This is a genomic window from Syntrophorhabdaceae bacterium (assembly GCA_035541755.1).
GTDB lineage: Bacteria > Desulfobacterota > Syntrophorhabdia > Syntrophorhabdales > Syntrophorhabdaceae > PNOF01.
Window position 1 is genome coordinate 47,960 of the sequence record DATKMQ010000066.1, and the last position, 24,711, is coordinate 72,670.

Genomic DNA, 24,711 nt, shown 5'->3' on the forward strand with positions numbered 1-24,711 from the left:
TAACCCTTGTTTCAACGAGAGCTCGCCGCGTCCTTTCCCGGGCATAGCTTATGGTTCAACCACATATATATCCGGATAGTTTCTGTATTGCTCGGCGTGGTCGATGCCATAGCCCACGACAAAGCCATCCTCTATGGTAAAGCCCACGTAATCGGCCTTAATGCTGACCGTTCTGCGGACCTTCTTATCGATGAGGGCGCAGATCTTCAGGCTTTTGGGGTTCCTCATCATGAGCATGTCACGTATCGCTTTTAACGTAAGGCCTGAATCGATGATATCCTCGACGATGACCACGTTGCGTCCCACAATATCTTCCTCGAGGTCTTTGGTAACGGCTATTTCTCCTCGCGACTGCATTTCGTTCCCATAAGATGAAACCCTCATGAAATCGACCTTGGAGGGATTCTTAACCTGTCTCACAAGATCCGAAGTGAACATGAAAGACCCCTTGAGGAGGCAGACGAACAGGATCTCCTCTCCCCGAAAGTCCTCTGCTATTAATTGACCGAGACGTTTTACGGCACGCCCGATCTGTCTTTTTGAGAACAGTCTTCTCAGCATTCGATGTCCAATGCGGGTCAAACCTAAAGGGCGTGTTGCAAAACAACGATCTCTCCCGTTTCCGGAAGGGTTGACGTACTGATCACGATCTCTGAGGAATTGGGCCGTTTCACATTCTTTTTGTCTCCGGTAAATTCATCGAGTGGGGCAATGGGCAGGTTGCTCCCTGCGGTTTTATAGTGCATGGGTATGGTAATGGGGGCCTTTATGTCGTTCATGATCATCGTGGCATCTTTCGCGTCAATGGTAAAGAAGCCTCCCACAGGCAGAAGCAGAACATCCACCTTGCCTATCTTCTCAAGCGTCTTTTGATCGAGCGTATGCCCCAGGTCCCCGAGATGCGCTATGCTTATCCCATCGGCGCTTATCACGAAAACAAGATTCTTGCCTCGTTCGTTTCCCTTCGAGGTATCGTGATAGGTTGGCACGGCCTTTATCTTAACCCCCTTCTCCTCATGCTCCCCTGCCTCTCTTAGTCGAGTGAATTTACCTTTAATATCATTAACATAGTTGTGGTCACTGTGGTCGTGAGTCGTGAGAACAATATCGGCCTGGTCGGTTATTTTCCCGTAGGAAATAGCCCCTCCGAAGGCGCCCGATTCGTACGGATCGATAATAATTCTGGTTCCATTATCGGTCACTATGTAAAAGGCCGAATGCCCATACCATTTTATCTTCATATCGGTCCTCCTCTTTTCCTTGATAATACAACGCGATATTGCCCAAGTCAAGCCTGTGGCCCGCTTAACTGCATGAGGGTGCTGAAAGTGCTTGATAAAATCCATTGGACGCTCTACAATCTTACGCGGCTCTTGCTCTCCGGGCTCGTCTCTCAAGAGGATTTTATGGATCCCGTAAAAATTACAAAGAACATCTATCTCATAGGGAACTCGGATATGACGGACGGTAAGGATTGTTCCATATATCTCATAGACTTGGGCGAGATCGTACTTGTGGACGCCGGAGCGGGGGCAAGTGTGGACGCTCTTACAAGAAACATCGAACGGATAGGCCTTGATCCCGGGCTATTTCCTCGGTGATCCTTACGCATTGTCATATCGATCACGTCGGGGGCGCTGCTGAATTGAGGAGGCGTTTCGGTGTACGTCTTATCATGCACGAGCTCGATGCCCCTGCGGTGGAGGTTGCAGACGCAAAAAAGACCGGTGCTTCGTGGTATGGGATCGCATTTGCGCCGCTGCCCATAGATGTGCATTTGACCGGGGAAGAGAAAGTCTTACGCTTTGGCGATCACGACGTAGTCTGTCTTCATACGCCCGGCCACACCCCCGGCTCAATCTCGGTTTATCTCAACATAGACGGAAAAAGGGTACTCTTCGGCCAGGATATTCACGGCCCCTTTCTCAAGGAGTTTGGCGCTGACATGACTGAGTGGAGCGCATCGATGCAAAAGCTGCTCGCGCTCAAGGCCGACATACTGTGCGAGGGTCATTTCGGCGTGTATCAACCGGCGCATTCAGTTACCGATTACATTGAGCGCTACCTCGACGAATACGGTGAGTAGCGCGCTCGCACCGTTTGATCCCGGTACCATTCGATGCTCATACGGCTACCCGTGCGCACTTGACAATATCTCTCCGGCGTGATACATAGTGAGCTGTGATGTAAGTCCGATCTTCAAGGGAAGTGAAGTGGAAGACTTCTGCTGTCCCGCAACTGTGATGGGTTCACGGTTTCCCATGGTGAAAACCAGCCACTGTTCCGAAGTACGCTGAACGGGAAGGCTCGAACCGGAAGGCCCTCAGCCAGGAAACCTTGGGTTGGATTCTCAACAACACTACCTTACGAGGTATAAGGATGTTGCGCGAGGCAAGAAAATACCCCCATTATTACGTCTTTCCTGCATATAACAGGTTTGGTGGCGCTCAGCGCGCCCGTTTTCCCCATGCACTCGTGGCAGGCCGTGAAGCCTTCAAGGTGGCCCGTGGCTAAAGCGCTCATGATACAGGGCACAGGGTCCGGCGCCGGAAAAAGCGTTATCGTGGCCGCACTCTGCAGGATCTTTAGGGACCAGGGCTTATCCGTCGCCCCTTTTAAGGCCCAGAACATGGCGCTCAATTCCTTTATTACGGCCGAAGGAGGAGAGATAGGCCGGGCGCAGGCGCTCCAGGCACAAGCGGCGCGCATTGAGCCCACGGTCCATATGAACCCTGTCCTGCTCAAAGCCTCCGGTCAGATGTGCTCGCAGGTAATCATACAGGGGGTGGCCCGGGCAACCATGCAGGCCAGGGAATATTACGGGTACAAGAAAGAGGCGTGGAAAGCAGTAAAATCGTCCTATAGAAGGCTCTCAGACACCCACGATCTTATCATCCTGGAAGGCGCCGGTAGCCCCGCGGAAATTAACCTTGTCGAGAACGACATTGTTAACATGGCGGCGGCCAGGCACGCGAAAGCCCCGGTAGTGCTCGTCGGCGATATCGACAGAGGTGGTGTCTTTGCTTCGCTGTACGGAACCGTTAAACTCACCGGCAGGGACGCAAAACGCATAAAAGCATTTATTATCAATAAATTCCGGGGGGATGTGGATATATTGAGGCCCGGACTCAAAATGATCCAAGACAAAACCGGAAGGCCCGTCATAGGGGTTCTGCCTTACGTGACAGACATGAATCTCCCTGAAGAGGATGGCCTTGCGCTGACTCACAAGCATGCGGCGAAAGGTGCAGGAGATATCCGGGTGGTAGTCGTGAGGCTCCCATTTATCTCCAATTTCACGGACTTCGACCCCCTGTCTCAGGAGCCGGACGTGGAACTCGTCTACTCCTTCAATCCGGTCGACGTGGAAAATGCTCATATCGTGATCGTGCCCGGGACCAAGAACACGGTTCAGGACCTGCTCTACATGAGGCGAACGGGCCTTGAACAGAGCATCAAGAGGGCCTATTCAAAGGGCATCCAGATTATCGGCGTCTGCGGCGGATATCAGATGCTCGGCACCAAGATTTCTGACCTTCTCGGCGTGGAGAGCGGCCATAAGGAGATCGCAGGCATGGGTCTTTTGAACATCGAAACCTCGTTTGCCGCGCTTAAAACAACCTGTCAGGTTCGAGGCTCCCTGATTAAGGAGAGCTGGCGGATAGGCGCTTACGGCACCTATTTTACCGAGTCGGAACTTCTGCTTCAGGCAGAGCAAACCCTCACGGGCTACGAAATCCACATGGGCTCAAGCACGGGAGACATTAACCTCTTCTTATTGCAAAGACTCGCCCGCGGAGCATGCGCGACCGTGCTCGATGGATCGAGAAACGGCAACTGTTGGGGTACATATATTCACGGTCTCTTCGACAACGACGCCTTCCGGAGGGGTGTACTCAACCACGCAAGAAGGCAATACAACTTGCCGGCCCTTGAGTCCCAGGTGAACTACGCTCTTATTCACGACCAGGCGATAGATAACCTGACGAGGATGCTCCGCGAGAATGTTGACATGAATTTTCTCTTGAGAATGGCAGGCCTATGAGCGAATTTTGCGCACGCGTTTGTAACGGCCAAAATCAACAAAATCAAAGGAATAGGCGTTGCGGTGGTGTGGTCATGGCCGGTACCCACAGCGGCTCTGGCAAGACCACGCTCACGCTGGGGCTTCTTGCCGCGTTGAAAGAGAGAGGTTTTGCGGTACAGCCCTTCAAGGCGGGCCCCGATTTCATCGATACAGGTCTTCACGGGGCCATTGTGGGAAGGCCTTCGAGAAATCTTGACCTCTGGATGTGCGGCGAGCAGTACGTGAGAGAGACCTTCGTGAAGCATACAGTTGACGCTGACATAGCCGTGGTGGAAGGTGTCATGGGCCTCTACGACGGCCCCTTGAGTACGGCCTCGCTTTCACGCGTATTGCACCTTCCCGTAATTCTCGTTATCGACGCTTATGGGCTTGCTGAGAGCGCCGGTGCCATCGCTCACGGGTTTAAGGACATGGGAGAGCGTGACCGCCAATGCAATATCGCGGGCGTGCTTTTCAACCGGGTGGCCTCGCCCGAGCATTACCGGCGGTTAAGAGGGAGCGTGAGCGGCCTCAAGGTTTTCGGGTATGTCCCGAGAGACCCCGATTTCGAGATCCCCGAGAGGCACCTGGGGCTCACGGTCGCCGAAGAGCGCCCCTTGAGCCTTCAAAGACAAGCAAAACTCGCAGGCACGGTTCTCGAACATGTGGATATCGATGCCATTGTAAACGTCGCGCGACTCCAAGCCCCTGTGAGACCGGCCCATACCCACGCGGATAGAAAGATAGCGCCTCCCGTCGGCCGTATCGCCTTTGCCTACGACAGGGCCTTCTGCTTCTATTATCAAGACAACCTTGATCTTCTTCGGGAGGCAGGGGCAGAAATGGTAGCCTTTAGCCCGCTTGATGATGCGCAGGTCCCTCAGGGCTCACAGGCTATCTACATAGGGGGCGGCTATCCGGAGCTTTATGCGGAGGCGCTCTCACGGAATAAGGCTATGCGAAGCTTCATTCTGGAATGGGCAGCGGGCGGAAAGCCGCTTTACGCCGAATGTGGCGGGTTGATGTACCTGTCGCAGGGTATCCACTGCGATAGAGGTTTCGTGCCCATGGTCGGCGTATTCCCCTTTGAAACAGAGATGAAAAGCCGCAGATCCCGCCTCGGTTATCGGGAGATTACGCTAAAACAAGATTCACTTCTTGGCCAAACCGCCTCGCGCTTGCGTGGCCATGAGTTTCATTACTCGGAAATACGGGCCGCCGACAAGCTTGATCGGGCCCTGGCATACGAGGTAAAAGACGGCTCCGGACGCCCTATGGTCGGTGAGGGCTACCGCTTCAAGAACACCCTTGCGAGTTACATTCACGTCCATTTCGGTAGTAATCGCGGCGCAGCCGGGCATTTCGCACACTTCAGGGAGGATAAGGGATAGCATTCCCATTACGCATGGAAAAGATCATACTCGTCGGGCATGGCAGTCCACGAAAGGACGCAAACAACATGGAGCTTGTGGGCCGGCTTCTCCATCAGGCTATTCATCCGGGTTGCAGTAACAACTGTGTAGGGGCTGCATACCTCCAGTTCGCCAAGCCTGACATTCCTCAAGTCATAGAGGAGGCCGTCTTCAGCGGGGCCCAAAAGATCGTCATACACCCCTATTTTCTGACGAGCGGCATGCACGTCACCAAAGACATACCGGCCATCGTAGCGGAAGCGAGACAGATGTATCCTGACCGAGAATTCATCTTAACGGAGCCACTCGGCATCCACGACAAGCTCGTTAAGCTCGTGGTGGAAAGAATATCGGCGGCAAAAGGTCTCTCTCCCGCGGAAATTGAAAAGCATAGTTTCGAAATCATCTCGGAGGAGACAGACCTGAGTGGTCTCCCCTTGGAGCATAAACCGATCGTGGAGCGTGTGATCCACGCCACGGCCGATTTTGAATTCAAAACGTCGCTTATGTTTCACGCTCAGGCGATAGCTGCAGGGATAGCGGCCATACGGGCAGGCAAGGATATTCTCACCGATGTGGAAATGGTAAAGACCGGGATCAACAAGAAGCTTTTGGCGCCATGGGGTGGAAAAGTAATATGTAACATCGGTTCGCAACCGAACCCGGCGCATGAGGCGGCGCTCACCAGGGCACAGATGGGCATTGAGGCGGCGCTCACCCAAATGAACAATATTGGCGTTGTTGCCATCGGCAACGCGCCAACGGCCCTCATCAAAGTCATCGAGTTAGTCAATAAGGGCGGGGCGGGCAGCGACCGTCCTGCGCTCGTAATCGGCGTGCCTGTGGGTTTCGTAAAGGCCCTGGAAGCAAAAACGCTCCTTTCTGCGCAACAGTTTCCTTTCATCACGAACATAAGTAGAAAAGGCGGCACGGCTGTGGCTGTGGCGATTGTGAACGCCCTCTTAAGAATGGCCGGAGAAAACGAGTGAAGGTTTCGAGAACGTTTTGTTATACCCTGCTCATTGCCGCGGGTTGCCTTATACCCGCGAGAGCCTATGCCATGCATATCTCCGAGGGCATACTCCCCATGAACTGGGCCGCCCTCTGGTCGATCATTGCCCTTCCCTTTGTGGCCTGGGGTCTTTATGACCTAAAGAGACGCTCAAGCTCCGATATCTCCTTCAAACCTCTGGTCGGCCTCATGGCAGCCGTGGTCTTCATCATCTCCTGTATGCCTGTGCCTGTGCCTGTGGCGGGGACGTGCTCCCACCCCTGCGGCACCGGATGTGCTGCCATTCTCCTTGGACCGCCCTTGAGCATTCTTGTAGCAACGGTGGCACTTCTCATTCAGGCCCTTTTTCTGGCCCATGGGGGATTGAGCACGCTCGGGGCAAATGTCGTGTCCATGGGGATCATGGGCTCTCTGACGGGTTATGCTTGCTTCAAGGCTCTTAAATTATTAAGAATAAATATCATCGTCGCCGGTTTTGTGGCAGGCGTTCTTGCAGACTGGGCCACATACCTTACGACGTCTTTCGAGCTCGCTTCAGGCATCCGGGGCAGCTCCGCGCTCACCCCCCTTCTCTTGAAGATCGCCCTCGCCTTCGTTCCCACCCAGCTTCCCCTGGGCATGCTTGAGGGGGCCATTACTGCGGGCATGGTCGGCCTTCTCTATAAGAAACGGCCTGATCTTTTGGTCAGGATGAGGGTCTTGAGGGCCGAGGAGGTGGATCCATGAGGCGTTTCACCCTTGGCTCTTTCGAACTGATTTTGGGCGTTTCTTTCCTCTTGTTCCTATCTTTTTGGCCTTTTTCGGGTGGGCCGTGCCTCGCACATAGTGGAAACTGGGCGGGCGTAGACGAGTCGGTAGTGGAGAAATTTGCCAAAGAACAAGGTCATGAAGCGCGTGCCCCGTTTATCAACACCGAGGGTGACCTGTTACCTTTTCTTTTTCTTCTCGCCGGGGCGGTAGGCGGCTTTGCTGCCGGCTATTACTGGCGCGCGCTTTTTGATCAAAAGGGAAAGGGCTCCACGCTTAAGACCGGGGGCGCACCATGAGACCTCTTTCCGTTAAGGTAAACCAGGATCATCCCCTTTGCAGGATGGATGTGCGGGTAAAGATGATCGCTGCGCTCATTCTTCTTGCCATGGTCTTAAGTTATAAAGGGTTTTTCTTTCCGATTATGGTTTCTATAACGGGCGCCGGCGTGTGCATAGCAATGGGCGTACGCATTAAGCCAATGCTAGTGAGGTTCTCCGAGCCGTTCTTCATCGTTCTCGTAATCCTCGTGCTGAAGGTCTTCTTCGCAGGAAACAAAATGTTCTTTTGTTTCGGCATCTTCGGTTGTACCTTCACGGCCCACCTCGACGGTCTCATGGAAGGACTGGCCATCGGTTCAAGGATCGTTGGTGCGCTCGCCGTGGTTGCGGTCTTGAGTTTCTCCACGCCGTTTAACCGGTTCATGGCCGGTCTTTCGTGGATGCGGGTTCCTCGTGGTTTCATCGAGGTCTCTCTTTTTGCCTACCGTTATATCTTTATGCTCCTGGATGACGCGTACGTCATCTACAACGCCCAGAAGAACAGGCTCGGCTACGCCACCATACGGCGGGGGCTCGATTCCTTCGGGATTTTATCGGGATCACTCGTGCTTAAGGCCTTCGATCACAGCCAAAATATAGCGGTCTCCATGGCACAGCGGGGATATGACGGTAACATACCGGCTTTGAGACAGAAGCCTTTCAGCATCGGAGAGGTACTTATCGCTTTGTTCGTGATCACGGTTATGGGGTATGTATGGAAGACGCTCTAACACTCAGCGCAAAGGTAGATTCCTTCGCATACCCTGACGGCACGTTAGCCCTTTTTGGAATCAATCTGACGGTGAAAAGAGGCGAGTTCGTGGCAATCCTCGGTTCCAACGGCTCCGGAAAGACCACCTTGCTCAAGGTGCTCGATGGCCTTTTCAAAGATTTCCAGGGCACGGTGCTTCTTGAAGGGGCGAATATGAAAAAGCTCTCGCCAAGGCAGATCTACAGGATCATGGGCCTCGTATTTCAGAGCCCGGACGAACAGCTCTTCGCCGCCACGGTCTTTGAAGACACCGCTTTCGGCCCCACAAATATGGGCTATTCTGAAGAGGAGATCGCTCTCCGCGTGAAAGGGGCCCTCGCAGCCGTTGACATGGAGTCCTATGCAAACAAGTCCATCCACGCGTTAAGTTTCGGACAGAAAAAACGGGTTTGTATCGCCGGACTTCTCGCAATGGGGCACAGGGTGTTACTCCTCGATGAACCTACGGCCGGATTAGACCCCATGGGGGAGTACACCATGATGAAGCTTTTGACAAAACTCAACAGAGAGCAGGGGGTAACTGTGGTCATGGCCACCCACAATGTTGATTTTATTCCCCTGTTTCTCGACAGACTTTATATTCTAAGCAGGGGACGACTGGTCAGGGGCGGGACCCCGGAAGAGGTGTTTACCGCACCTGAGGACATGGCAGAGGTGAAGCTCAGGCTTCCTCAGATTGCAGAATTGATCTACCGGCTGAAACACGAGGACAAAATGCCATTTGAAAGGCTGCCGCTCACCATCGGGGAGGCGCGGCGTCAGATTGTGAGGTTATATGCGTAAAGGCTACATACAGGTGTATACGGGGAACGGTAAAGGAAAAACCACGGCGGCCCTGGGACTGGCTTTTCGGGCGGCAGGCGCCGGGCTTAAGGTCTTCATCGGCCAGTTTGTAAAAAAGAAAGTCTGCAGCGAACATCGCGCGCTTGCACGTTTTGCCGACCTTATTACCGTCAAGCAATACGGCACCGGATTCTTGAGCGGGGAAAGCCCGCCAGAGGCCGCTGTCAGGGCCGCTATGAGGGGGATTCGGGAGGTACGCGACCTTATGGTAAAGGGAGGGCACGATGTGATAATTCTTGACGAATTATCGGTGGCGCTCCACTATAAACTCCTCACGCTCGACTCTGTAATCGGTATAATAGATGCCAAACCGCCTCATGTGGAACTCGTGATCACGGGTCGATATGCCAACGACGAGGTCATCAAAAGAGCGGACCTCGTCACGGAGATGAGTCAGATAAAGCACTATTACCAGGCAAACGTCAAAGCACGTAAGGGCATAGAGTATTGAAGAAAGATCTGCGCTTCGGATACACTACGGGTACTTGTGCGGCTGCGGCTGCGGCTGCGGCCTTAATCGCGCTTTTCACAAGAAGATGCCCTGAGGAGGTTGAGATAGGACTACCCGACGGGAGAAGGGTCGCCCTACCGCTCGCCACATGCGCTTATAGAGAACGCGGTCCTCAGGGCTACGCGTCGGTCATAAAGGACGCAGGGGACGACCCGGATATCACGAACGGCGCAGAAATCGCCGCAACCGCGGCGTTCTCTCTTTTAACCCCCGGCGACGATCCGGTCGGGCCTACGATCAGGGGCGGCCCGGGCATAGGCTTAGTCACAAAGCCAGGTCTTTGCGTCAGCGTGGGCGAGCCGGCCATTAATCCCGTGCCCCGGCAGATGATTGAAAGGGCTGTTCGCGAAGTTTGTGCAAAGCATAACGACGCTCACGCATCCTCCCTAGAAATCACCATTTCGGCCCCGCGCGGTGAAGAACTGGCCGCGAGGACCCTGAACAGACGTCTCGGCATATTGGGAGGAATATCCATTCTCGGTACCACGGGCATTGTCACCCCTGTTTCCTCGCTCGCCTGGAAGGCAACCATCTCTTCGTCCTTGAGCGTAGCGCATGCCGTGGGCGTCAGACAAATAGTTTTGTCTACGGGTCGGGCCTCGGAAAAAGCCCATATGAGGCAATTTAACCTCCCGGAGGAATCGTACGTAATGATGGGCGACTACCTCGAATTTGCCCTCCTCAATGCAGCCAGGGTACCTTTTCATACCATCCATCTCTGCGCGCAGTGGGCAAAAATGCTCAAAATTGCCCAGGCGACCCCCAATACCCATGTACAACATGGTGCCATAGATCTCAAGGGAACGCTTGATTTTTTGAGAGGTCTTGGCATTGCGGTAGGCGGCCCAGCGGAATTCAATACCGCCAGGGAGATCTTCCACGCGATTGCCGCCTCGTTAAGCGCCCCTCAGGGCGCCTTTTCAAGGGTTTGCCAGGCTGCCCAGGAATACGCCCGATCCTTGACTTCAGGGGTGCCCGTTGTGGTCCATCTCGTCTCATATGAAGGGGAGGTGATCACGAGCCGTGAATAGGATTACAGTGATCGGCATCGGCTACAAGCCTCTCAACAAAAGGACTCAGGAGATTATGGAGGGTGCCCGGGTTATCCTTGCGACGACCAGGCTTCTTACGGTTTTCCAAGGGTATGACCTGTTTGACAGGGTAAAAGAAAAGGTCCTCGTGATTGACAGCGTGGAGCGAACCATGGAGTATCTGAAAACGGCCCTCTCTCAGGAATCACTTTTGCCCGTTGTGGTTCTCGCCTCAGGAGATCCCATGTTTTCGGGTATCGGTAGCAGGATAGTCAGGGAATTGGGTAAGGAGCCTGTTGAAGTCATACCGGATTTGTCGAGCATTCAGGTTGCGTTCTCCCGGATAAAGGAGCCCTGGGAGGAGGCCTTTCTTGTGAGCCTGCACGGAGGGCCGGACCCTAAAAAGAGGCGCCGCCTGCCCTACGAGATAGGTCACATACCGCGCCTTATCCGCCACCATCAAAGGATAGCGATCCTCACCGACAGGGAAAATAACCCTCAAGCCATCGCGGCTACGCTACCCCCGGATGTGCTCGTCTATGTATTTGAAAAGCTCGGCTATGACGATGAAAGGATTACCCAAGGAACTCCTCGCGAGATTGCAGCCAGGATCTTCGCGGATCCCAATCTCGTGATTATAAAGAGGATCGGGGATAGCGATTCCGATCAAAGGATACCATTCGGATTGACAGAAACAGAAATTTCGCACTCGCGCGGACTCATCACCAAGGATGAAGTGCGTGCAATAACGCTTCACGCGTTGCGGCTTCCGGCAAGGGGTATATTCTGGGACATAGGAGCGGGCTCGGGATCCATATCAATAGAGGCGGCCCGACTCTGTCCGGAGCTCACCGTATATGCGATTGAAAACGAAAAAGAACAGGCTGACCATATTGAGGCAAACAAGATGCGCTTCGATGCGGCAAATGTGAACGTGGTCCGGGGCCTGGCGCCTCGCGCGCTTATCACGCTACCCCGACCTGACAGGGTTTTTATCGGAGGCAATAGGGGCAAACTCAACGATATCATTGATGTTGTCGCCGACACGCCGGCAAAGATCGTGGTCGCAAACGCGGTAACGTTGAAAACGCTCAGCGCGGTTCTAGAAGGACTTGAAAAAAAGAGCTTCCTTACCACAGTGACGGGTGTTTCTGTCTGGAGAACCAGGGTGCTTGCAGGCGCTAAGCAGGCGCGGGCGCTCAACCCGGTATTCATCGTCAAAGGGGAAAAGCCTGTATGAACGCTAGGTTATACGCTATCGGCGTCGGCCCCGGTGACCCCGAGCTTCTCACTTTGAAGGCCCTGCGCATCCTTACGGCCGTGCCATGCATTTGCGTGCCTCAGAGCAGGGCGGAAGGAGATAGCTATGCCCTCTCTATCGTGGAACGGGTCGTTGATCTTAACACGAAGCAGGTGATTACGGCCCACTTCCCCATGATCAAGACGACCGGGCTTGGGGTAAAAAGTGAGGGTAAGCGGCAACTCAAAGACAGGTGGCAAAGCGCGGTCAGGACCATCGCGGATATGCTTGATCGCGGGGTCGATGTAGCCTTTATCACGATCGGCGATCCTACTATCTACAGCACGTTCTTCTACCTCTACCGGGGCCTTATTGAGGTCAATCCCTCGCTCGCCGTGGAGATTGTCCCGGGCGTATCCTCTATAAATGCCGCCGCATCAAGAGCGGCGACACCGCTGTGCCTTGGGGACGAGCGCCTTGCCATACTTCCCGCAACCTACACGAAGAATATTCAAGAAACCCTTGAAAAATTCGATACGATCGTTCTCATGAAGGTAAACACGGTTTTCGCTCGCGTAGTTCGCGCCCTTGACCGGGCAGGGCTCGCCGACAAGTCCTTCTTCATCTCAAGGGCGGGCATGGAAGACGAAAAGATAATAAGGCGCCTGTACGATGTGAAAAAAGAGGATCTCAGTTATTTCAGTCTGGTGGTGGTAAAGAAATGAGTCAGGTCTATTTCATTGGCGCGGGACCCGGCGATCCCGAGCTCATGACCATCAAGGGAAAGAAACTCCTCTCTCTGGCCGACGTGGTGATCTATACGGGAAGCCTCGTGAATCCAGAGGTTGTGCGTGGCCTTTCGGCTGAGATCTTCGACTCATCTAAACTTACGCTCAACCAGATAGTGGCCATTATCAAGGATTCCGTGAGCAAGAACAAGGTGGTGGTGCGGCTGCATACCGGCGACACCTCCTTTTACAGCGCGATCTCGGAACAGATAGAGAGGCTTTCCGAGCTCAATATAGCCTATGAGGTGATCCCCGGGGTATCGTCAGCAGCGGCCGGGGCTGCAACCCTCGGACAAGAACTCACCATACCCGAGATAACTCAGACGGTCATCATCACCCGGCTTGAGGGAAGAACGCCCGTGCCCCAATTAGAGAAACTTTCCGAACTCGCCCGTCACAGGGCAACGCTCGTCATATTCTTAAGTGCCGGCATGATTGATGCGGTCGTCAAGGAACTGCGTGAGGGGGGCTATCCGGAGGACGTGCCCGTGGTGGTCATCGAGAAGGCGTCGTGGCCGGAAGAGCGAATCATACGGGGCGAACTAAACAACATAGCCGACAAGGTCGGGCAATCGGGAATCACAAAGACAGCCCTGATATACGTAGGCTACGCCCTTGCCGCCTCAGATAGATCTCTCGGAAAGGTATCGCGCCTCTATGACAAAGACTTTACCCATGGACACAGAAAGTAAGGTCGTCATCTTCTACATCACAGAGCCGGCTTTGCACTTGGCACGGAGGCTTACCCGTTTGTATCCGGACGCTCAAATAAAGAAATTCAATACAGGACGGGTTCGTGAGTCATGGGACACCGGGCGGGTGCTTATCTTTATCACGGCTTGCGGTATCGTCGTGAGGGCCATAGCGCCCCTCATTAAAGACAAGAAGAAAGATCCCGCGGTGCTCGTGCTCGACGAAAAAGGTGATTTTGTCATAAGCCTTTTGAGCGGCCATCTTGGTGGCGCCAACGAGAACACGGCAAAAATAGCAACCTTTCTCGGGGCAAGACCCGTAATAACCACCTCCACCGACTTAAACGGCATGACCTCCCTGGATGTGTGGGCCAAGAAGAGTAACCTGACCGTGGACGACTGGTCCCTGGTTCCAAGGGCCGCGACCAGGTTCATCAACACCGGGGTGTTGAAAGTATACGCTGACATCCCCCTCGATCTCCCTCTCGATTTTACTGTGGTATCGGCGCCCTCCTCGGCTGACGTCCTGATCACGAACAAAAACAGGCTCCGGGAGGCGAGCGGCGTCTATTTGAGACCCAAAAACCTTTTTGTCGGTATCGGGTGCAACAGAGGCACGTCCCATGAAGAGATGGAAGAGGCTTTGAGACAAACCCTGAGAAGACACAACCTATCGTTCTTCTCTATTGCTTCTCTTGCTACCGTGGACAGAAAAGCCGACGAGGCAGGCCTCATCAGCCTTTCGCGTGCCCATGGTTTTCCCGTCCGCACCTTTACCCCCGACGAGCTAAACTCGGTCAAGGGGCTTACGCGATCTCAGGCCGCGTTCAACGCAACGGGGGCGCAGGCCGTGGCTGAACCCGCGGCCATTCTCGCCTCGGCAGACGGAAGGCTCATTGTGCCAAAACAAAGAGCAGGCAGTGTCACGGTGGCGGTTGCCGAGGGGGGGGTGGCAGGGGGCGCTCACCAATCCGGAGGGCCGAAAGGCGGTCTTCGAGGTGCCCTCCACATTGTGGGTACGGGACCGGGAGGACTCGAGCATCTGACCCCGTATGCGCGCAACGCGATTCTTGCCTCGGAGACGATTGTGGGCTATCACGTGTATTTAGACCTCATCAGGGATTTGATCAAAGAGAAGGATACCATATCCACGGGGATGACGCGGGAGATCGAAAGGTGTGAGGCCGCCCTGAAAGAGGCCCTTGCGGGAAAACGGGTCTGCCTTGTGAGTGGCGGGGACCCTGGCATCTACGCTATGGCGGGACTTATCTACGAGCTGCTCGAGAAGAACCGTTCGCGCGAGGCCGCAGAGCTTTCGGTTGAGGTTGTTCCCGGCGTATCGGCGCTCAATGCATGCGCGGCTCGACTCGGGGCCCCTCTTATGCATGATTTTGCCGCAATCAGTCTCTCTGACAGGCTTACGGACTGGGAATTAATTGCTGAGAGGCTTGAGGCGGCTGCCCGCTCTGATTTCGTGCTCGTGCTCTACAATCCCAAAAGCAAGGGCAGGCCGGATCACATTGGCAGGGCTCGGGGGATCATCCTCCGACACAGACGCTCCGACACACCTGTGGGGATAGTTAAGGACGCCACGCGCAGTACAGAAGAAATAGTAATAACAAACCTCAAAGACATGCTCAACCATACAATTGATATGCATACCACCGTAATCATAGGCAATTCTCAAAGCTTCGTTTGGAACGATCGGATGGTTACCCGCCGAGGATACGGCCGCGTCCGATAATTGTACTCGGCCTGCCCCATTATGGCGCTTCAACCGAAAACGGCCACGTGCGTGACTGCATCACCACACGCGTTTCACGTGAAACATTTCTGGGGTTACGAAAGCCTTCGGTCAACTTCCTTTTGACGAAGTTCTCTTTCGACGTCCCGTATCTTTCTCCCCAGTTCGTTCTTAATGTGACCATTGAGATTGATAAACTCGATAGACACAAACTCAAGGCTTGTCTTCATGCGTTCGTCTTCCGGCTCGGCGATACGCACTACCCTTGATTCCGTCTGATAAGCCCTCTCCCCAACCACGAGGATGATCTTAACCTCCTCGTCGACCTTGAAGTGATGTGTCTTGTTGTGGCTTAAGCTCGCGCCCCCTATGGAAATGTCCAGGATATTCATCTTCTGTCCGTTTACGAAAATGTCTATGCCGCAATTATCCGGTGGTTCAAGCCTGAAGAACATTCTGAGATTGTACGGCTCCAGGGCCGATTCTCTCGCAAGCGCCACCGCCTGCACCCTTTGCCCGGACGCAAGTTCATAATCCTTTATGAAATCGGCTATTTTCGCGCGAAATCCGTACCGAGCGGGTCTGCCCTCCTGCCTGTCCAGATAGGTCACAAAGACCTCTTTGTTCATGTGTGTCCTCGATATAGGCGGGTCTGTCTGCGCTATGATCACCTTCTTCCCGAGCACGTCGTGAACGATCGAGTTCTTGGTCTCCACGACTTCCTTTCGATAGTCGATGCTCACGATGATATTCACGCTCAGTCCTGGTTTTATTTCCATCGTTTGCTCACGTTCGCTAGACCGGCAGGAGAAACCGGTTTTCACCCATGTATATTTTCGTCTTTATAGCTCATCTCTTAATCCCTCCCTCGTAGGCCGCCACCACCAGGACAAAGGTCTCGCCCTGCCCCGTGTTCTTCAAGCTGTGCGGCTCGCCCGTGGGTATCCAGATTGCGTCGCCCTCTTTCACTTCTCTGGTTTCGCCCCCTACGTGCATGAGCCCCTCGCCTTTAAAGATGAGGTATATCTCCTCATAAGGGTCCCTGTGTTCCTCGATGGAATTTCCCTCGGGAAGGATTGCATACGCAAGAAACTCGACGGCCTTCATGCACTCGCTCGTCAAAACCATCCTCGCGATAGCGCCTCGGTGGGCGATGTAGGTAGTGTCGAGCACCTCCGGATCGTTAAAGTTTCTGACGATCATTCTAAAACACCTCCTGCTCAATAATCCGACAGACACGAGAAGGTCTAAGCGTCTTAAGCCTCGGGGGCTGCCAATGACCCCCCAATCGTCCCGTGCTCTTGCCTTGCGTCGCAAATCTCACTCACGAGATTCTTATCGCGCGCTTTAAGCCTATGATCCTTATACCTTCGCCTCGCCTTTCCGCAAGCAAATCCAGCTCAATTATGGATATTTCCGTGCGCAAAGTCAACGCCTTTTCGAGAGTAATGATCCGCCCCCGAATAGATTGACAGGGGTCTTTCATTCTGGTAGATTTGCCAAAATGGCACAAACCTTCTCGTTGAGGAACAATCCGTGAACATTTCCAAAAGGGCAAGCGCAATCTCTCCGTTCTATGTTATGGAGCTTCTCGAGAAGGCCCGCGCGCTCGAAGCCACGGGCCAGGACGTTGTACACATGGAAGTGGGCGAACCTGACTTTCCCACACCATCGTTCGTGAAAAAAGAAGCGGTACAGGCAATTATGGACAACCATACCTTTTATACCCACAGCCTCGGTCTTGCCGAATTGCGGGCAAGAGTGGCCGAACACTACGTGAAAACTCACAACATAAGGGTCCCCGCCGAACGGATCGTTATCACAAACGGTACGTCGGGCGCCCTCCTTTTGCTCTTTGGCGCCCTCCTTGAAGAGGGAAGCCGCGTGGCTATTTCCGATCCGGGTTATCCCTGTTACAAGAACATGGCAATCTTCGTGGATGCTACGGTTCTTCAAGTCCCCGTCTCGGAAGGTTCCTCCTTTGAAATCACCCCCAACCACCTCACCGGTCTTTCTCCCTCGCCCCATATGCTTGTTCTTTCCAACCCTTCAAATCCCACAGGGATCGTATACCGCGATGAAAACCTCGCCTCCCTCTACGAATATCTGTCGTCGCGTGGCGCACTATTTGTGGTCGACGAGATTTATTCCGGTCTTACCTATGGCCGCAAACCCTCAACCGCCCTTGCCATCTCAGAGGATATAATCGTGGTGAACGGCTTCTCGAAAACCTTTGCCATGACCGGCTTCAGGCTCGGCTGGATGGTTGTGCCGGAAGGACTCGTGAGGCCTCTGCAGAAATGTGCACAAAATCTGTTTATTTCGCCCTCCTCCATTTCCCAGTATGCCGCGCTCTCGGCCTTTGACAGCCACGAAGAAATAGAAAAGATGCGCCAAATCTATGAACAAAGGCGAGATTTTCTCGTGCCCCGCTTAAAAGATCTCGGTTTCTCTATTCCCGTATATCCGGATGGGGCCTTTTACATCTATGCGGGCATCGAGAAGTGGGGACTCGACAGCATGGACTTTGTGGAGCGGGCTCTCTTCACGGCCCACGTTGCTATTACCCCGGGGTACGATTTCGGCGCATTCCATGCGGCCTCTCATGTCCGGTTTTCCTACGCGGACGACCTCGACCGGCTGAGGATGGGCTGCGACAGGCTTGAGTTATGGTTAAAAACGCTATAAAATGAGCCTCGTGGACGACTTTTCCTTGCTTAATCTTTTTCCATTTTTATCCGATATATATCTCAGAAAGGATTGTTGTGGCGAAATTATCCCTTGACAGGCTCGAAACCGGTATGAAGCTGGCAAAACCCGTGCAGAACGCAGCCGGCATGGTGCTCCTCGGTGAAAACACCGAGCTTACCGCCGAGTTAATCGACAGAATAAGGGGCATGGGCATTGACAGCGTTTATATCCAGGGCATGACCAAGCCAGCCATACCCATGGAGACTATGCTTTCAGATCTTTACGAGCGCTTTCGTCCCGTAGAAAAAGAACCACACATGGATCTCATCAAGAAAGCCCTCAAAGAACATATAGAGGGCCTCTATGAGTAATATCGATGTACGCACCATCAGGGAGAGGATCGAAAACATCAACGCGCTGCCGACCATCCCCAAGGTATTAAAGAAGCTCCTCGGCGTGCTCGAAAACCCCAAGATCTCGCTTAATGAGATCAGCGCCTTCATCTCGAGCGATCCCGCCCTCACTACCAAGGTCCTCAAAATGGTAAACTCGCCTATCTACGGCTTTCCCGGGAGGATCTCGTCCGTTAACCAGGCGGTCATCCTTCTTGGGCTTACCGTGGTAAAGGGGCTTCTGCTGGGAGTTTCCGTGTTCGAACTAATGCAAAAAACAATGATCGGCCTTTGGGAGCACTCCCTGGGCACGGCCATTTTTTCCCGGCTCATAGCCGTAAAGAAGGGCCTGAAAGAGCCTGACGAGCTTTCGGTGGAAGGCTTGCTTCACGATATCGGAAAGGTCCTTCTCGTCCTCCAGTATCCCCAGGAGTACGAGAAGGCTATGAGTGAAGCTGAACAAAACGGTCTTACCATTTACGAAACCGAAAAGAACTACTTCAGCACGACCCACTCGAGCGTTGGCGCATGGATGGCCCAGAAATGGCGCTTTCCCAGCAACCTCATCGACGTTATCGAGTACCATCACAAGCCCCACCTTGCCAAGACGGCGCCTACAGATTCGGCCATTATCCATTTGGCCGACATCCTGGTAAGGGCCCGTGGATTTGGCTTTGCCGGAGATCGCTACCTTATGCCGGTAAACCCCGAGGCGTGGGACCGTCTCGCCCTCACCGAAGCCCAGATAAAGGAGATTCTGCTCGGGGCCGAAGACTCTTTCCAGATGACGGAAGATCTCTCTCTATGAACCGCAGAACAATTGTCGTGATTTCGCAGGATGCGGCGCTCTCAAGCATCGTGGAGCGCACACTGAAGGCCCGATACAGCGTGCTTCTCTTTCGCAACATCCATTCGGCTATAGATTACATTTACAATTCCATACCAAATCTTGTGGTCGTCGATGTCAACAAAGAAGACCATCTTACCGTGGATGTGTTGAATGATCTCAAGGCCGACCCCATCTTCCGTCAGCTACCGGTTCTCATCATGCTTGATGATAACCAGGAAATCCCAGAATGGGAATCCTTGTTTGTCGAAGACTATCTCAAGAAGTCTGCTTTCGAGAAGGAGGGGGCCTCACGCGTGGATCTGTCTATACTCAGATCCGAACGGGCCGTAGAGGTCAATCCGCTCACAAAACTCCCCGGCAACATCTCTATCAACAGAGAAATTCAAGCGCGCATTGAGGCGCACGAGAGTTTCGCTCTGGCCTACGCTGACCTTGACCATTTCAAGCCATTTAACGACTACTATGGCTTTACCCGCGGCGACGAAGTAATACGGATTACCGGTAGACTGATCCTCAATATCGTGAAAAATAAACAACAGCAACAGAGCTTCATCGGACATATCGGGGGCGATGATTTTGTTTTCATTATGAATGTTGCGCTGGTCGAAGACGTTGCCCGGGAGATCATCGACGCATTCGATAAGATCCTCCCCACCCTGTATGACCCGGAAGACAGGGAGCGGGGCCATATCGAAACGCCGGATCGTCAGGGTAACGTTCGGAAGTTTCCCATGGTGGCCATCTCCATAGGTATCACCACAAATGATGGCCGTACCTTTACCCACTACGGCGAGATCACCCAGGTCGCCTCAGAGATGAAGAGTCATGCCAAACACGCCGCAGGCAGTTGTTACAGCATCGACAGAAGACAGGCTTCTCTCTGAAGAGCCCCCTATCTCATCTATGAGGGCCCTTAAGGCCGCCCACCCTGTTCCACGTGAAACACGTGCCCCGGATTTGCCCTGCTTGCTTTTTGCACCAAAAACTACTATCCTCTCGGGGCGAGGAGGCCGCCATGACTGTCGGGATCGTTAAGCACCCCATATACTTGAAGCACCTCACCGATGAGTATCATCCTGAGAGCCCTAAGAGACTAGAACACGTCTACGCTATGCTCGAAACCCTTGACCAGCAAGGCTTGGCGTACGTGTCCCCGAGGATGGCAACCCCCGAGGAGATCGCCCTCGTGCATGACCTCCCCTATATCGAGTCCATCGCCCGGGCGGGCGGCAAACCCATGCACCATCTGGATCCGGACACCGTGTCCTCACCCAAAACTTATGAGGCGGCCTTAATGGCCGTGGGTGGCCTTTTACAGCTCGCCGATGCGATCCAATCGTCCGAAGTGGATACCGGGTTTGCGCTTGTCAGGCCCCCCGGTCACCATGCCGAGCGATCCCATGCAATGGGTTTCTGCATCTTCAACAACATCGCCATCGCCGCCAAATACCTGGAGAACAAGTACGGGCTCAAAAACATTCTTCTCGTAGACTTCGACCTCCACCACGGAAACGGCACCCAGCACACCTTTTATCAGGACAGAACCGTGCTCTATTTTTCAACACACCAGTATCCCTACTACCCCGGCACGGGCTCTCTCGATGAGGTCGGGGAAGGCGACGGCAGGGGATACACCATCAATGTGCCCATGTCGGGCGGCATGGGCGATGAAGATTATATCTATGCCTTCAAGGACGTTCTCGTACCCGTTTCGGAAATGTATAAGCCGGAAATGGTGCTCGTCTCCGCCGGATTCGACACGTACTACGACGACCCCCTGGGAGGTATGGCCGTTACCGAGACCGGTTTCGCGGCCATGACAAGGATACTCCTCGATATTGCAAAGAAACATTGCAACGGCCAGGCGCTCTTTGCGCTTGAAGGGGGTTATGATTTACGGGGGCTTGCGAGCTCTGTCAGGGCTGTCATTGCCGAACTGATGGGCAAACCGCTCTATCCATACGAAAAGAAGGCTCAACCTTCGCCCGCGATTGTTCAGACGGCAACCGCTTTGAAACGGACTTTAATTCCCTACTGGGGACACTTCTGAAGGATTATTTGCCCGGATCTTCTTTCCAGACCATCTCTTTGAGTTCTTTTCCAACCTTAAAGTAGGGTAGTTTCTTCGGCTCCACGTTGACTGTTTCGCCGCTTTTCGGGTTTCTTCCCTTGTACGCCTTATACTCCCTCAGCGTGAAACTTCCGAAACCCCGTATTTCAACGCGTTCGTTCTTTGTAATGGCGTTCTTTACGCTGTCTATGATCGTGTCTACGGCTATTTTCGCGATCTTTTGGTTTACGTTTATATCGGAAGCGAGCTTATTGATAATATCCATCTTATTCATACAAGTTCCTCCTCATTGATTTTCTACAATGTACCGGTACGCGTTCCTGAAAATCTTCAAGCCATCCCCTTCAGCGTTAAGCGCCTCTCTCGTCCATCTCGGGTGTTGCGTATAGTGGACGAAGGCCTCGGGGTGCGGCATAAGCCCGAAGACTCTACCCGTGGGATCGGTAAGCGCGGCAATGGCATCTGTAGAGCCGTTCGGATTATATGGGTAAGCGTCGCTTACGGCGCCCGATTCATCAGCGTACTGCATGACCACGTGGCCCTTCTCGTTCAGTTCCCTCCTGCTGTCAGGGGTGTCGACCACACACTTCCCCTCTCCGTGACGCACAGGAAGGTAAATTGTATCCATATCCCTGGTAAATATGCAATGAGAAAATCGATTGACCTTAAGGCAAACCCATCGGTCCTCGAATCGACCCGAATCATTTGCCGTGAGTGTCGTTGTCTGTTTTCCGTACTCCCCGGCGAGCGCCGGCAACAGGCCGGTCTTCACCAGGAGCTGGAACCCGTTACATATCCCTATGATAAGCCCCCCTGACGCAACGAACTTGGTAAGCTCATCAAGAAACCTTTCTTTGGAGCCCTCCATAGTACGGTACTTCCATTTCACGGCCTGGGCCTTGGCCGAGCCAAGGTCGTCGCCGTCAAGAAACCCACCGGGAAAATTGATCAATCCGTACCCGCGGATTCTCTTGGGGTTCTCTGTCATCTCGTCGATGTGCATAAGCTCGGCGCGAAATCCCGCGAGCTTGTTCGCGTAGGCGGTCTCCTGCTCGCAGTTTATGCCGTTTCCGAACACTACCAGGCTTTTCGTGGTCTTCTTTTTCATCTGGCGTAACTGTGTAATCCCGATAATATGAAATTTACCACAAAATATGTGACGAGAACGCTCGCAAATCCCACGATCGATAGAATTGCGCTCTTCTTGCCCCTGACCCCCTTAAGCCTCACGTGGAGAAACAGGGCGTATACAATCCAGGTAATGAGCGACCACGTCTCTTTGGGGTCCCAACTCCAGTAAGAACCCCATGCGTAGTGTGCCCATACCGCACCCGTAAGTATACCAGAAGTCAGCATGGGAAAGCCAATAATTATGCTTTTATAGTTAATTTCATCGAGTCTTTCAGCCGAGGGCGCAAATCGACCCATGCCCGCCACGCGCAATATGCTTGCCATTGAGGCCACGGCAAAGGCTGCGTACGCTACAAAGCAGGTCATCACGTGAATATGTAACCAATTGCTCTGCAAGGCCGGCACGAGCGGCTCAATGCTTCTTTCCACTGTCGGCGATAGAGACGCAAACCCCATCAGGACGAGTGCCGCCGTAGAGCCAAGACACGTTATGGCAGGAATGCCAATCCTTTTTTTCATCACGATCAAAAGCCCGGTTACGCTCCATGCGTAGAATATGAGCGACTCGTAGAAGTTTGACAGAGGTGCATGGCCGATGCCCAACCTGTACGACTCCAGCCAGCGCAAAAGTATGCCGACCGTGTGCAAGGTGAAGGTGATATAAAAGAGGATCCACACCACCGACAGAATCTTTTCTTTCCTCAAGGCAAAATAGAGGACATGCAGAAAGAAAAGTGCGAGATAGAGCATGGTGACGATACCGAGTATCTTATGGTGTGCCGGCATCTGTCACCTCTTTGAGCCTCTCAAATTCCTTCTCGAAGGCTTCTCTGTTCTTCGCGGCATACCCGGCAACCACAATCCCATCCTTAATCCTCGCTACGTAGATCCGCCGGTAGTAACCGAAAAAATTAACAAAGAGGCCAACGATGAGCAGGGCAAAGCCCATCCAAACCAGATACACGCCAGGGTCGCGGACCACCTCGAGAACCGTAAAGGGCTCTTGTTTGATCTTTTCCAGTTCGATAGCGACGCCATTTAATAACTGCGCCTTCATCTTCTGCACGTTCAACAAGAACCATGTGGTTCTTTGCTCATCCCGAGATAAGTAGGCGACCTCAACCCCGGGGCCGAAACCGTGGACCTTCTCTTCGTACCTCACCACTTTAAATACGAGATTTTCTTTTTGAATCACCTCGTCCTGTCGGGCTTCTACTCTTTCTCCACCCACGTTAAACAGGCAAGAGGCGGCTGCCCCGTAGCTCGATTGGTAGAAGCGCATTCCATTGTACGTCAGGGGATCGTTCACACGGATCATCTGTTCGCCTTCCACCTTCTGCCTCCCTAGAATCTCCACGGTGGTCACGTATTCTTTCGGTGTGCCGTTCGGGTAAAGGTTTACCTTAAAGTCCTTGCATCTTATGGCAAACCCAAGCGGTATCTCTTTCTCGCCCGCATCTCTCGTTATCGCCCGGTCCCGCACCTCTCCAATCCTCAAGGCAAGGGATGCGCGAAACCCAAAAACGTGTCCGATTAGGCCCCCCGCAAGAATAACAAGGATGCTTCCGTGAATGATGAAAACTGAGAGCCGTGCGAGAACCCCCTTTTCGTAAGCGCCGCGAAGATCGTCTTCGCTAAGAGTCCGGTAAGCTCTCTTTATATTCCTCATCACCTCTGTGCTTCTCTGTTCGGGCACGGTGAAGCTCAATTCCATGGCCTCGAGTCGGTCGGCCTTGAGCCTAAGGTCTCCCCGCCTTTCCCGGACAAAACGGGTGAAGCGCTCTCGTGTGCACAGGATCAGGTTTAGGGCAAAGAGCGCGAGCAGCGTATAAAACCAGAAGGAATGGTACACATCGTCCAAGCCCAACAGCCTCACGACCCTGTACACGCCTTCCGTGTAATAACTTAGATACTCCTCCTCTGTTGCGCCCTGTTCTATGAGCGTACCCACGATAGATGCGGCCGCAATCAGCGATAAAACTGTGATGGAAAAGCCGATAGAGCTCGCCTTCCGATATATGCCATGTAAAAGGGGGGCGCCTACGCCGTCTTTGCTTGTTTCGGGATTATTTTTTGTGGCAATCATTGCACTTAGTCGGCGCGCTTATTCCTTTGGCAGAGACCTCCTTGTGGCAGGCCTGACACTTTCCGTGAAATGCGTCTCTTAGGGGTGGTGCCCCCTCCTTTACTTCCTTCAACATATGGCATGTTTCACATTTCCCCGGGTCTTTCGGGTCTTTATCCTTATGGTGACAGACCACGCAATCCCTTCCTGCGTCGCGGGTGTGGGTGGTGTGTGAAAAGCGCACGGGAGGCAGCTTCGCGCCCTCTACCTTGAGTACCAGTGTATCCGGCGGCTTATTCTCGGCTGAAACACCGGGCGTCACCAGAGCTATAA

29 protein-coding genes and 1 riboswitch are annotated in these 24,711 nt (G+C 53.5%); of the genes, 21 read left to right on the plus strand and 8 right to left on the minus strand.

All coding sequences use genetic code 11. The annotated features are described in order from the left end of the window. Positions 1 to 48 precede the first annotated feature (48 nt). Together hpt and VMT62_06030 are read right to left on the minus strand one after the other, a co-directional pair. Positions 49 to 561 carry a hypoxanthine phosphoribosyltransferase gene (gene hpt / locus VMT62_06025; GenBank protein ID HVN95966.1) on the minus strand — a complete coding sequence of 171 codons (513 nt, stop codon included), beginning with the start codon at positions 559 to 561 and terminating at the stop codon, positions 49 to 51. Positions 562 to 584: 23 nt separating this feature from the next. Next, on the minus strand, positions 585 to 1,241 hold the full coding sequence (locus VMT62_06030) for an MBL fold metallo-hydrolase (GenBank protein HVN95967.1): 657 nt from the start codon (positions 1,239 to 1,241) through the stop codon (positions 585 to 587). An 87-nt stretch (positions 1,242 to 1,328) separates the two neighbouring features. On the opposite strand from VMT62_06030, the gene VMT62_06035 reads away from it, so the two are divergent. The 16 genes from VMT62_06035 (at position 1,329) to cobJ (ending at position 15,178) form a co-directional block, all read left to right on the plus strand. Continuing rightward, positions 1,329 to 1,601, plus strand: coding sequence for a hypothetical protein (locus tag VMT62_06035; protein ID HVN95968.1), 273 nt, complete (start codon positions 1,329 to 1,331; stop codon positions 1,599 to 1,601). After that, complete coding sequence (locus VMT62_06040) at positions 1,598 to 2,086, plus strand: MBL fold metallo-hydrolase (GenBank protein HVN95969.1); 489 nt, start codon at positions 1,598 to 1,600, stop codon at positions 2,084 to 2,086. Before VMT62_06035 ends, VMT62_06040 begins: the two co-directional genes overlap by 4 nt. Before the next feature lie 115 nt (positions 2,087 to 2,201). After that, positions 2,202 to 2,338: riboswitch (cobalamin riboswitch) on the plus strand. 41 nt (positions 2,339 to 2,379) lie between these two features. Then, the gene (locus VMT62_06045; GenBank protein HVN95970.1) at positions 2,380 to 2,514 is read left to right on the plus strand and encodes a hypothetical protein; all 135 of its coding nucleotides are present in this window, start codon (positions 2,380 to 2,382) and stop codon (positions 2,512 to 2,514) included. After that, positions 2,507 to 4,045 (plus strand): cobyric acid synthase, encoded by a 1,539-nt coding sequence (locus tag VMT62_06050; protein HVN95971.1) that lies wholly within the window; start codon positions 2,507 to 2,509, stop codon positions 4,043 to 4,045. The genes VMT62_06045 and VMT62_06050 overlap by 8 nt, the downstream gene beginning before the upstream one ends. Positions 4,046 to 4,119: 74 nt before the next feature. Further along, positions 4,120 to 5,457 carry a cobyrinate a,c-diamide synthase gene (locus VMT62_06055; protein ID HVN95972.1) on the plus strand — a complete coding sequence of 446 codons (1,338 nt, stop codon included), beginning with the start codon at positions 4,120 to 4,122 and terminating at the stop codon, positions 5,455 to 5,457. Between the two features lie 14 nt (positions 5,458 to 5,471). Then, positions 5,472 to 6,467, plus strand: a complete 996-nt coding sequence (locus tag VMT62_06060; GenBank protein ID HVN95973.1) for a precorrin-8X methylmutase — start codon at positions 5,472 to 5,474, stop codon at positions 6,465 to 6,467. Next, positions 6,464 to 7,216, plus strand: coding sequence for an energy-coupling factor ABC transporter permease (locus VMT62_06065; GenBank protein HVN95974.1), 753 nt, complete (start codon positions 6,464 to 6,466; stop codon positions 7,214 to 7,216). Before VMT62_06060 ends, VMT62_06065 begins: the two co-directional genes overlap by 4 nt. Further along, positions 7,213 to 7,536: a hypothetical protein gene (locus VMT62_06070; protein ID HVN95975.1), complete on the plus strand. Its 324-nt coding sequence runs from the start codon at positions 7,213 to 7,215 to the stop codon at positions 7,534 to 7,536. Before VMT62_06065 ends, VMT62_06070 begins: the two co-directional genes overlap by 4 nt. Beyond that, positions 7,533 to 8,288 carry a cobalt ECF transporter T component CbiQ gene (gene cbiQ, locus VMT62_06075; GenBank protein ID HVN95976.1) on the plus strand — a complete coding sequence of 252 codons (756 nt, stop codon included), beginning with the start codon at positions 7,533 to 7,535 and terminating at the stop codon, positions 8,286 to 8,288. Before VMT62_06070 ends, cbiQ begins: the two co-directional genes overlap by 4 nt. Continuing rightward, positions 8,273 to 9,112: an ATP-binding cassette domain-containing protein gene (locus VMT62_06080; protein ID HVN95977.1), complete on the plus strand. Its 840-nt coding sequence runs from the start codon at positions 8,273 to 8,275 to the stop codon at positions 9,110 to 9,112. Before cbiQ ends, VMT62_06080 begins: the two co-directional genes overlap by 16 nt. Beyond that, positions 9,105 to 9,623 carry a cob(I)yrinic acid a,c-diamide adenosyltransferase gene (gene cobO / locus VMT62_06085; GenBank protein ID HVN95978.1) on the plus strand — a complete coding sequence of 173 codons (519 nt, stop codon included), beginning with the start codon at positions 9,105 to 9,107 and terminating at the stop codon, positions 9,621 to 9,623. The genes VMT62_06080 and cobO overlap by 8 nt, the downstream gene beginning before the upstream one ends. Further along, positions 9,620 to 10,714 carry a cobalt-precorrin-5B (C(1))-methyltransferase gene (locus VMT62_06090; GenBank protein HVN95979.1) on the plus strand — a complete coding sequence of 365 codons (1,095 nt, stop codon included), beginning with the start codon at positions 9,620 to 9,622 and terminating at the stop codon, positions 10,712 to 10,714. Before cobO ends, VMT62_06090 begins: the two co-directional genes overlap by 4 nt. After that, positions 10,707 to 11,954 carry a precorrin-6y C5,15-methyltransferase (decarboxylating) subunit CbiE gene (gene cbiE, locus VMT62_06095; protein ID HVN95980.1) on the plus strand — a complete coding sequence of 416 codons (1,248 nt, stop codon included), beginning with the start codon at positions 10,707 to 10,709 and terminating at the stop codon, positions 11,952 to 11,954. The genes VMT62_06090 and cbiE overlap by 8 nt, the downstream gene beginning before the upstream one ends. Continuing rightward, on the plus strand, positions 11,951 to 12,679 hold the full coding sequence (gene cobI / locus VMT62_06100) for a precorrin-2 C(20)-methyltransferase (protein HVN95981.1): 729 nt from the start codon (positions 11,951 to 11,953) through the stop codon (positions 12,677 to 12,679). The genes cbiE and cobI overlap by 4 nt, the downstream gene beginning before the upstream one ends. Then, complete coding sequence (cobM, locus tag VMT62_06105) at positions 12,676 to 13,434, plus strand: precorrin-4 C(11)-methyltransferase (protein HVN95982.1); 759 nt, start codon at positions 12,676 to 12,678, stop codon at positions 13,432 to 13,434. The genes cobI and cobM overlap by 4 nt, the downstream gene beginning before the upstream one ends. Then, positions 13,418 to 15,178 (plus strand): precorrin-3B C(17)-methyltransferase, encoded by a 1,761-nt coding sequence (gene cobJ, locus VMT62_06110; GenBank protein ID HVN95983.1) that lies wholly within the window; start codon positions 13,418 to 13,420, stop codon positions 15,176 to 15,178. The genes cobM and cobJ overlap by 17 nt, the downstream gene beginning before the upstream one ends. A gap of 95 nt (positions 15,179 to 15,273) precedes the next feature. Here cobJ and VMT62_06115 read toward each other — a convergent pair whose 3' ends face one another. Both VMT62_06115 and VMT62_06120 read right to left on the minus strand, forming a co-directional pair. Further along, positions 15,274 to 15,957: a PilZ domain-containing protein gene (locus tag VMT62_06115; protein ID HVN95984.1), complete on the minus strand. Its 684-nt coding sequence runs from the start codon at positions 15,955 to 15,957 to the stop codon at positions 15,274 to 15,276. Positions 15,958 to 16,027: 70 nt separating this feature from the next. Then, entirely contained in the window at positions 16,028 to 16,381 is a 354-nt protein-coding gene (locus tag VMT62_06120; protein HVN95985.1) for a cupin domain-containing protein, read from the minus strand. A gap of 333 nt (positions 16,382 to 16,714) precedes the next feature. Between VMT62_06120 and VMT62_06125 the strand changes: the two genes are divergently transcribed. The 5 genes from VMT62_06125 (at position 16,715) to VMT62_06145 (ending at position 21,161) form a co-directional block, all read left to right on the plus strand. Then, entirely contained in the window at positions 16,715 to 17,866 is a 1,152-nt protein-coding gene (locus VMT62_06125) for a pyridoxal phosphate-dependent aminotransferase (GenBank protein HVN95986.1), read from the plus strand. Positions 17,867 to 17,943: 77 nt separating this feature from the next. Next, positions 17,944 to 18,240: a hypothetical protein gene (locus VMT62_06130; GenBank protein ID HVN95987.1), complete on the plus strand. Its 297-nt coding sequence runs from the start codon at positions 17,944 to 17,946 to the stop codon at positions 18,238 to 18,240. Further along, entirely contained in the window at positions 18,233 to 19,069 is an 837-nt protein-coding gene (locus VMT62_06135; protein ID HVN95988.1) for an HDOD domain-containing protein, read from the plus strand. The genes VMT62_06130 and VMT62_06135 overlap by 8 nt, the downstream gene beginning before the upstream one ends. Further along, complete coding sequence (locus VMT62_06140) at positions 19,066 to 19,995, plus strand: diguanylate cyclase (GenBank protein ID HVN95989.1); 930 nt, start codon at positions 19,066 to 19,068, stop codon at positions 19,993 to 19,995. The genes VMT62_06135 and VMT62_06140 overlap by 4 nt, the downstream gene beginning before the upstream one ends. Positions 19,996 to 20,126: 131 nt before the next feature. Next, a complete protein-coding gene (locus tag VMT62_06145) occupies positions 20,127 to 21,161 on the plus strand; it encodes a histone deacetylase (GenBank protein ID HVN95990.1) in 1,035 nt (344 codons plus the stop codon). A 4-nt stretch (positions 21,162 to 21,165) separates the two neighbouring features. Here the strand turns inward: VMT62_06145 and VMT62_06150 are convergent, their stop codons facing one another. The 4 genes from VMT62_06150 to VMT62_06165 are packed head-to-tail and all read right to left on the minus strand — an operon-like array spanning position 21,166 to position 24,399. Continuing rightward, positions 21,166 to 21,456, minus strand: coding sequence for an HU family DNA-binding protein (locus tag VMT62_06150; protein ID HVN95991.1), 291 nt, complete (start codon positions 21,454 to 21,456; stop codon positions 21,166 to 21,168). Between the two features lie 12 nt (positions 21,457 to 21,468). Next, the gene (locus tag VMT62_06155) at positions 21,469 to 22,290 is read right to left on the minus strand and encodes a phosphoribosylformylglycinamidine synthase subunit PurQ (GenBank protein HVN95992.1); all 822 of its coding nucleotides are present in this window, start codon (positions 22,288 to 22,290) and stop codon (positions 21,469 to 21,471) included. Next, on the minus strand, positions 22,287 to 23,099 hold the full coding sequence (ccsA, locus tag VMT62_06160; protein ID HVN95993.1) for a cytochrome c biogenesis protein CcsA: 813 nt from the start codon (positions 23,097 to 23,099) through the stop codon (positions 22,287 to 22,289). The genes VMT62_06155 and ccsA overlap by 4 nt, the downstream gene beginning before the upstream one ends. Further along, positions 23,083 to 24,399: a cytochrome c biogenesis protein ResB gene (locus VMT62_06165; protein HVN95994.1), complete on the minus strand. Its 1,317-nt coding sequence runs from the start codon at positions 24,397 to 24,399 to the stop codon at positions 23,083 to 23,085. Before VMT62_06165 ends, ccsA begins: the two co-directional genes overlap by 17 nt. Positions 24,400 to 24,711: the final 312 nt, after the last annotated feature.

Bases quoted from the DNA above. Each gene is read 5' to 3' on its own strand.
- hpt (HVN95966.1), bottom strand. From the start codon at position 561: ATGCTGAGAAGACTGTTCTCAAAAAGACAGATCGGGCGTGCCGTAAAA.
- VMT62_06030 (HVN95967.1), bottom strand. From the start codon at position 1,241: ATGAAGATAAAATGGTATGGGCATTCGGCCTTTTACATAGTGACCGAT.
- VMT62_06045 (HVN95970.1), top strand. From the start codon at position 2,380: ATGTTGCGCGAGGCAAGAAAATACCCCCATTATTACGTCTTTCCTGCA.
- VMT62_06055 (HVN95972.1), top strand. From the start codon at position 4,120: ATGGCCGGTACCCACAGCGGCTCTGGCAAGACCACGCTCACGCTGGGG.
- VMT62_06060 (HVN95973.1), top strand. From the start codon at position 5,472: ATGGAAAAGATCATACTCGTCGGGCATGGCAGTCCACGAAAGGACGCA.
- VMT62_06070 (HVN95975.1), top strand. From the start codon at position 7,213: ATGAGGCGTTTCACCCTTGGCTCTTTCGAACTGATTTTGGGCGTTTCT.
- cbiQ (HVN95976.1), top strand. From the start codon at position 7,533: ATGAGACCTCTTTCCGTTAAGGTAAACCAGGATCATCCCCTTTGCAGG.
- VMT62_06080 (HVN95977.1), top strand. From the start codon at position 8,273: ATGGAAGACGCTCTAACACTCAGCGCAAAGGTAGATTCCTTCGCATAC.
- cobO (HVN95978.1), top strand. From the start codon at position 9,105: ATGCGTAAAGGCTACATACAGGTGTATACGGGGAACGGTAAAGGAAAA.
- cobI (HVN95981.1), top strand. From the start codon at position 11,951: ATGAACGCTAGGTTATACGCTATCGGCGTCGGCCCCGGTGACCCCGAG.
- cobM (HVN95982.1), top strand. From the start codon at position 12,676: ATGAGTCAGGTCTATTTCATTGGCGCGGGACCCGGCGATCCCGAGCTC.
- cobJ (HVN95983.1), top strand. From the start codon at position 13,418: ATGGACACAGAAAGTAAGGTCGTCATCTTCTACATCACAGAGCCGGCT.
- VMT62_06115 (HVN95984.1), bottom strand. From the start codon at position 15,957: ATGGAAATAAAACCAGGACTGAGCGTGAATATCATCGTGAGCATCGAC.
- VMT62_06120 (HVN95985.1), bottom strand. From the start codon at position 16,381: ATGATCGTCAGAAACTTTAACGATCCGGAGGTGCTCGACACTACCTAC.
- VMT62_06135 (HVN95988.1), top strand. From the start codon at position 18,233: ATGAGTAATATCGATGTACGCACCATCAGGGAGAGGATCGAAAACATC.
- VMT62_06140 (HVN95989.1), top strand. From the start codon at position 19,066: ATGAACCGCAGAACAATTGTCGTGATTTCGCAGGATGCGGCGCTCTCA.
- VMT62_06145 (HVN95990.1), top strand. From the start codon at position 20,127: ATGACTGTCGGGATCGTTAAGCACCCCATATACTTGAAGCACCTCACC.
- VMT62_06150 (HVN95991.1), bottom strand. From the start codon at position 21,456: ATGAATAAGATGGATATTATCAATAAGCTCGCTTCCGATATAAACGTA.
- VMT62_06155 (HVN95992.1), bottom strand. From the start codon at position 22,290: ATGAAAAAGAAGACCACGAAAAGCCTGGTAGTGTTCGGAAACGGCATA.
- ccsA (HVN95993.1), bottom strand. From the start codon at position 23,099: ATGCCGGCACACCATAAGATACTCGGTATCGTCACCATGCTCTATCTC.
- VMT62_06165 (HVN95994.1), bottom strand. From the start codon at position 24,399: ATGATTGCCACAAAAAATAATCCCGAAACAAGCAAAGACGGCGTAGGC.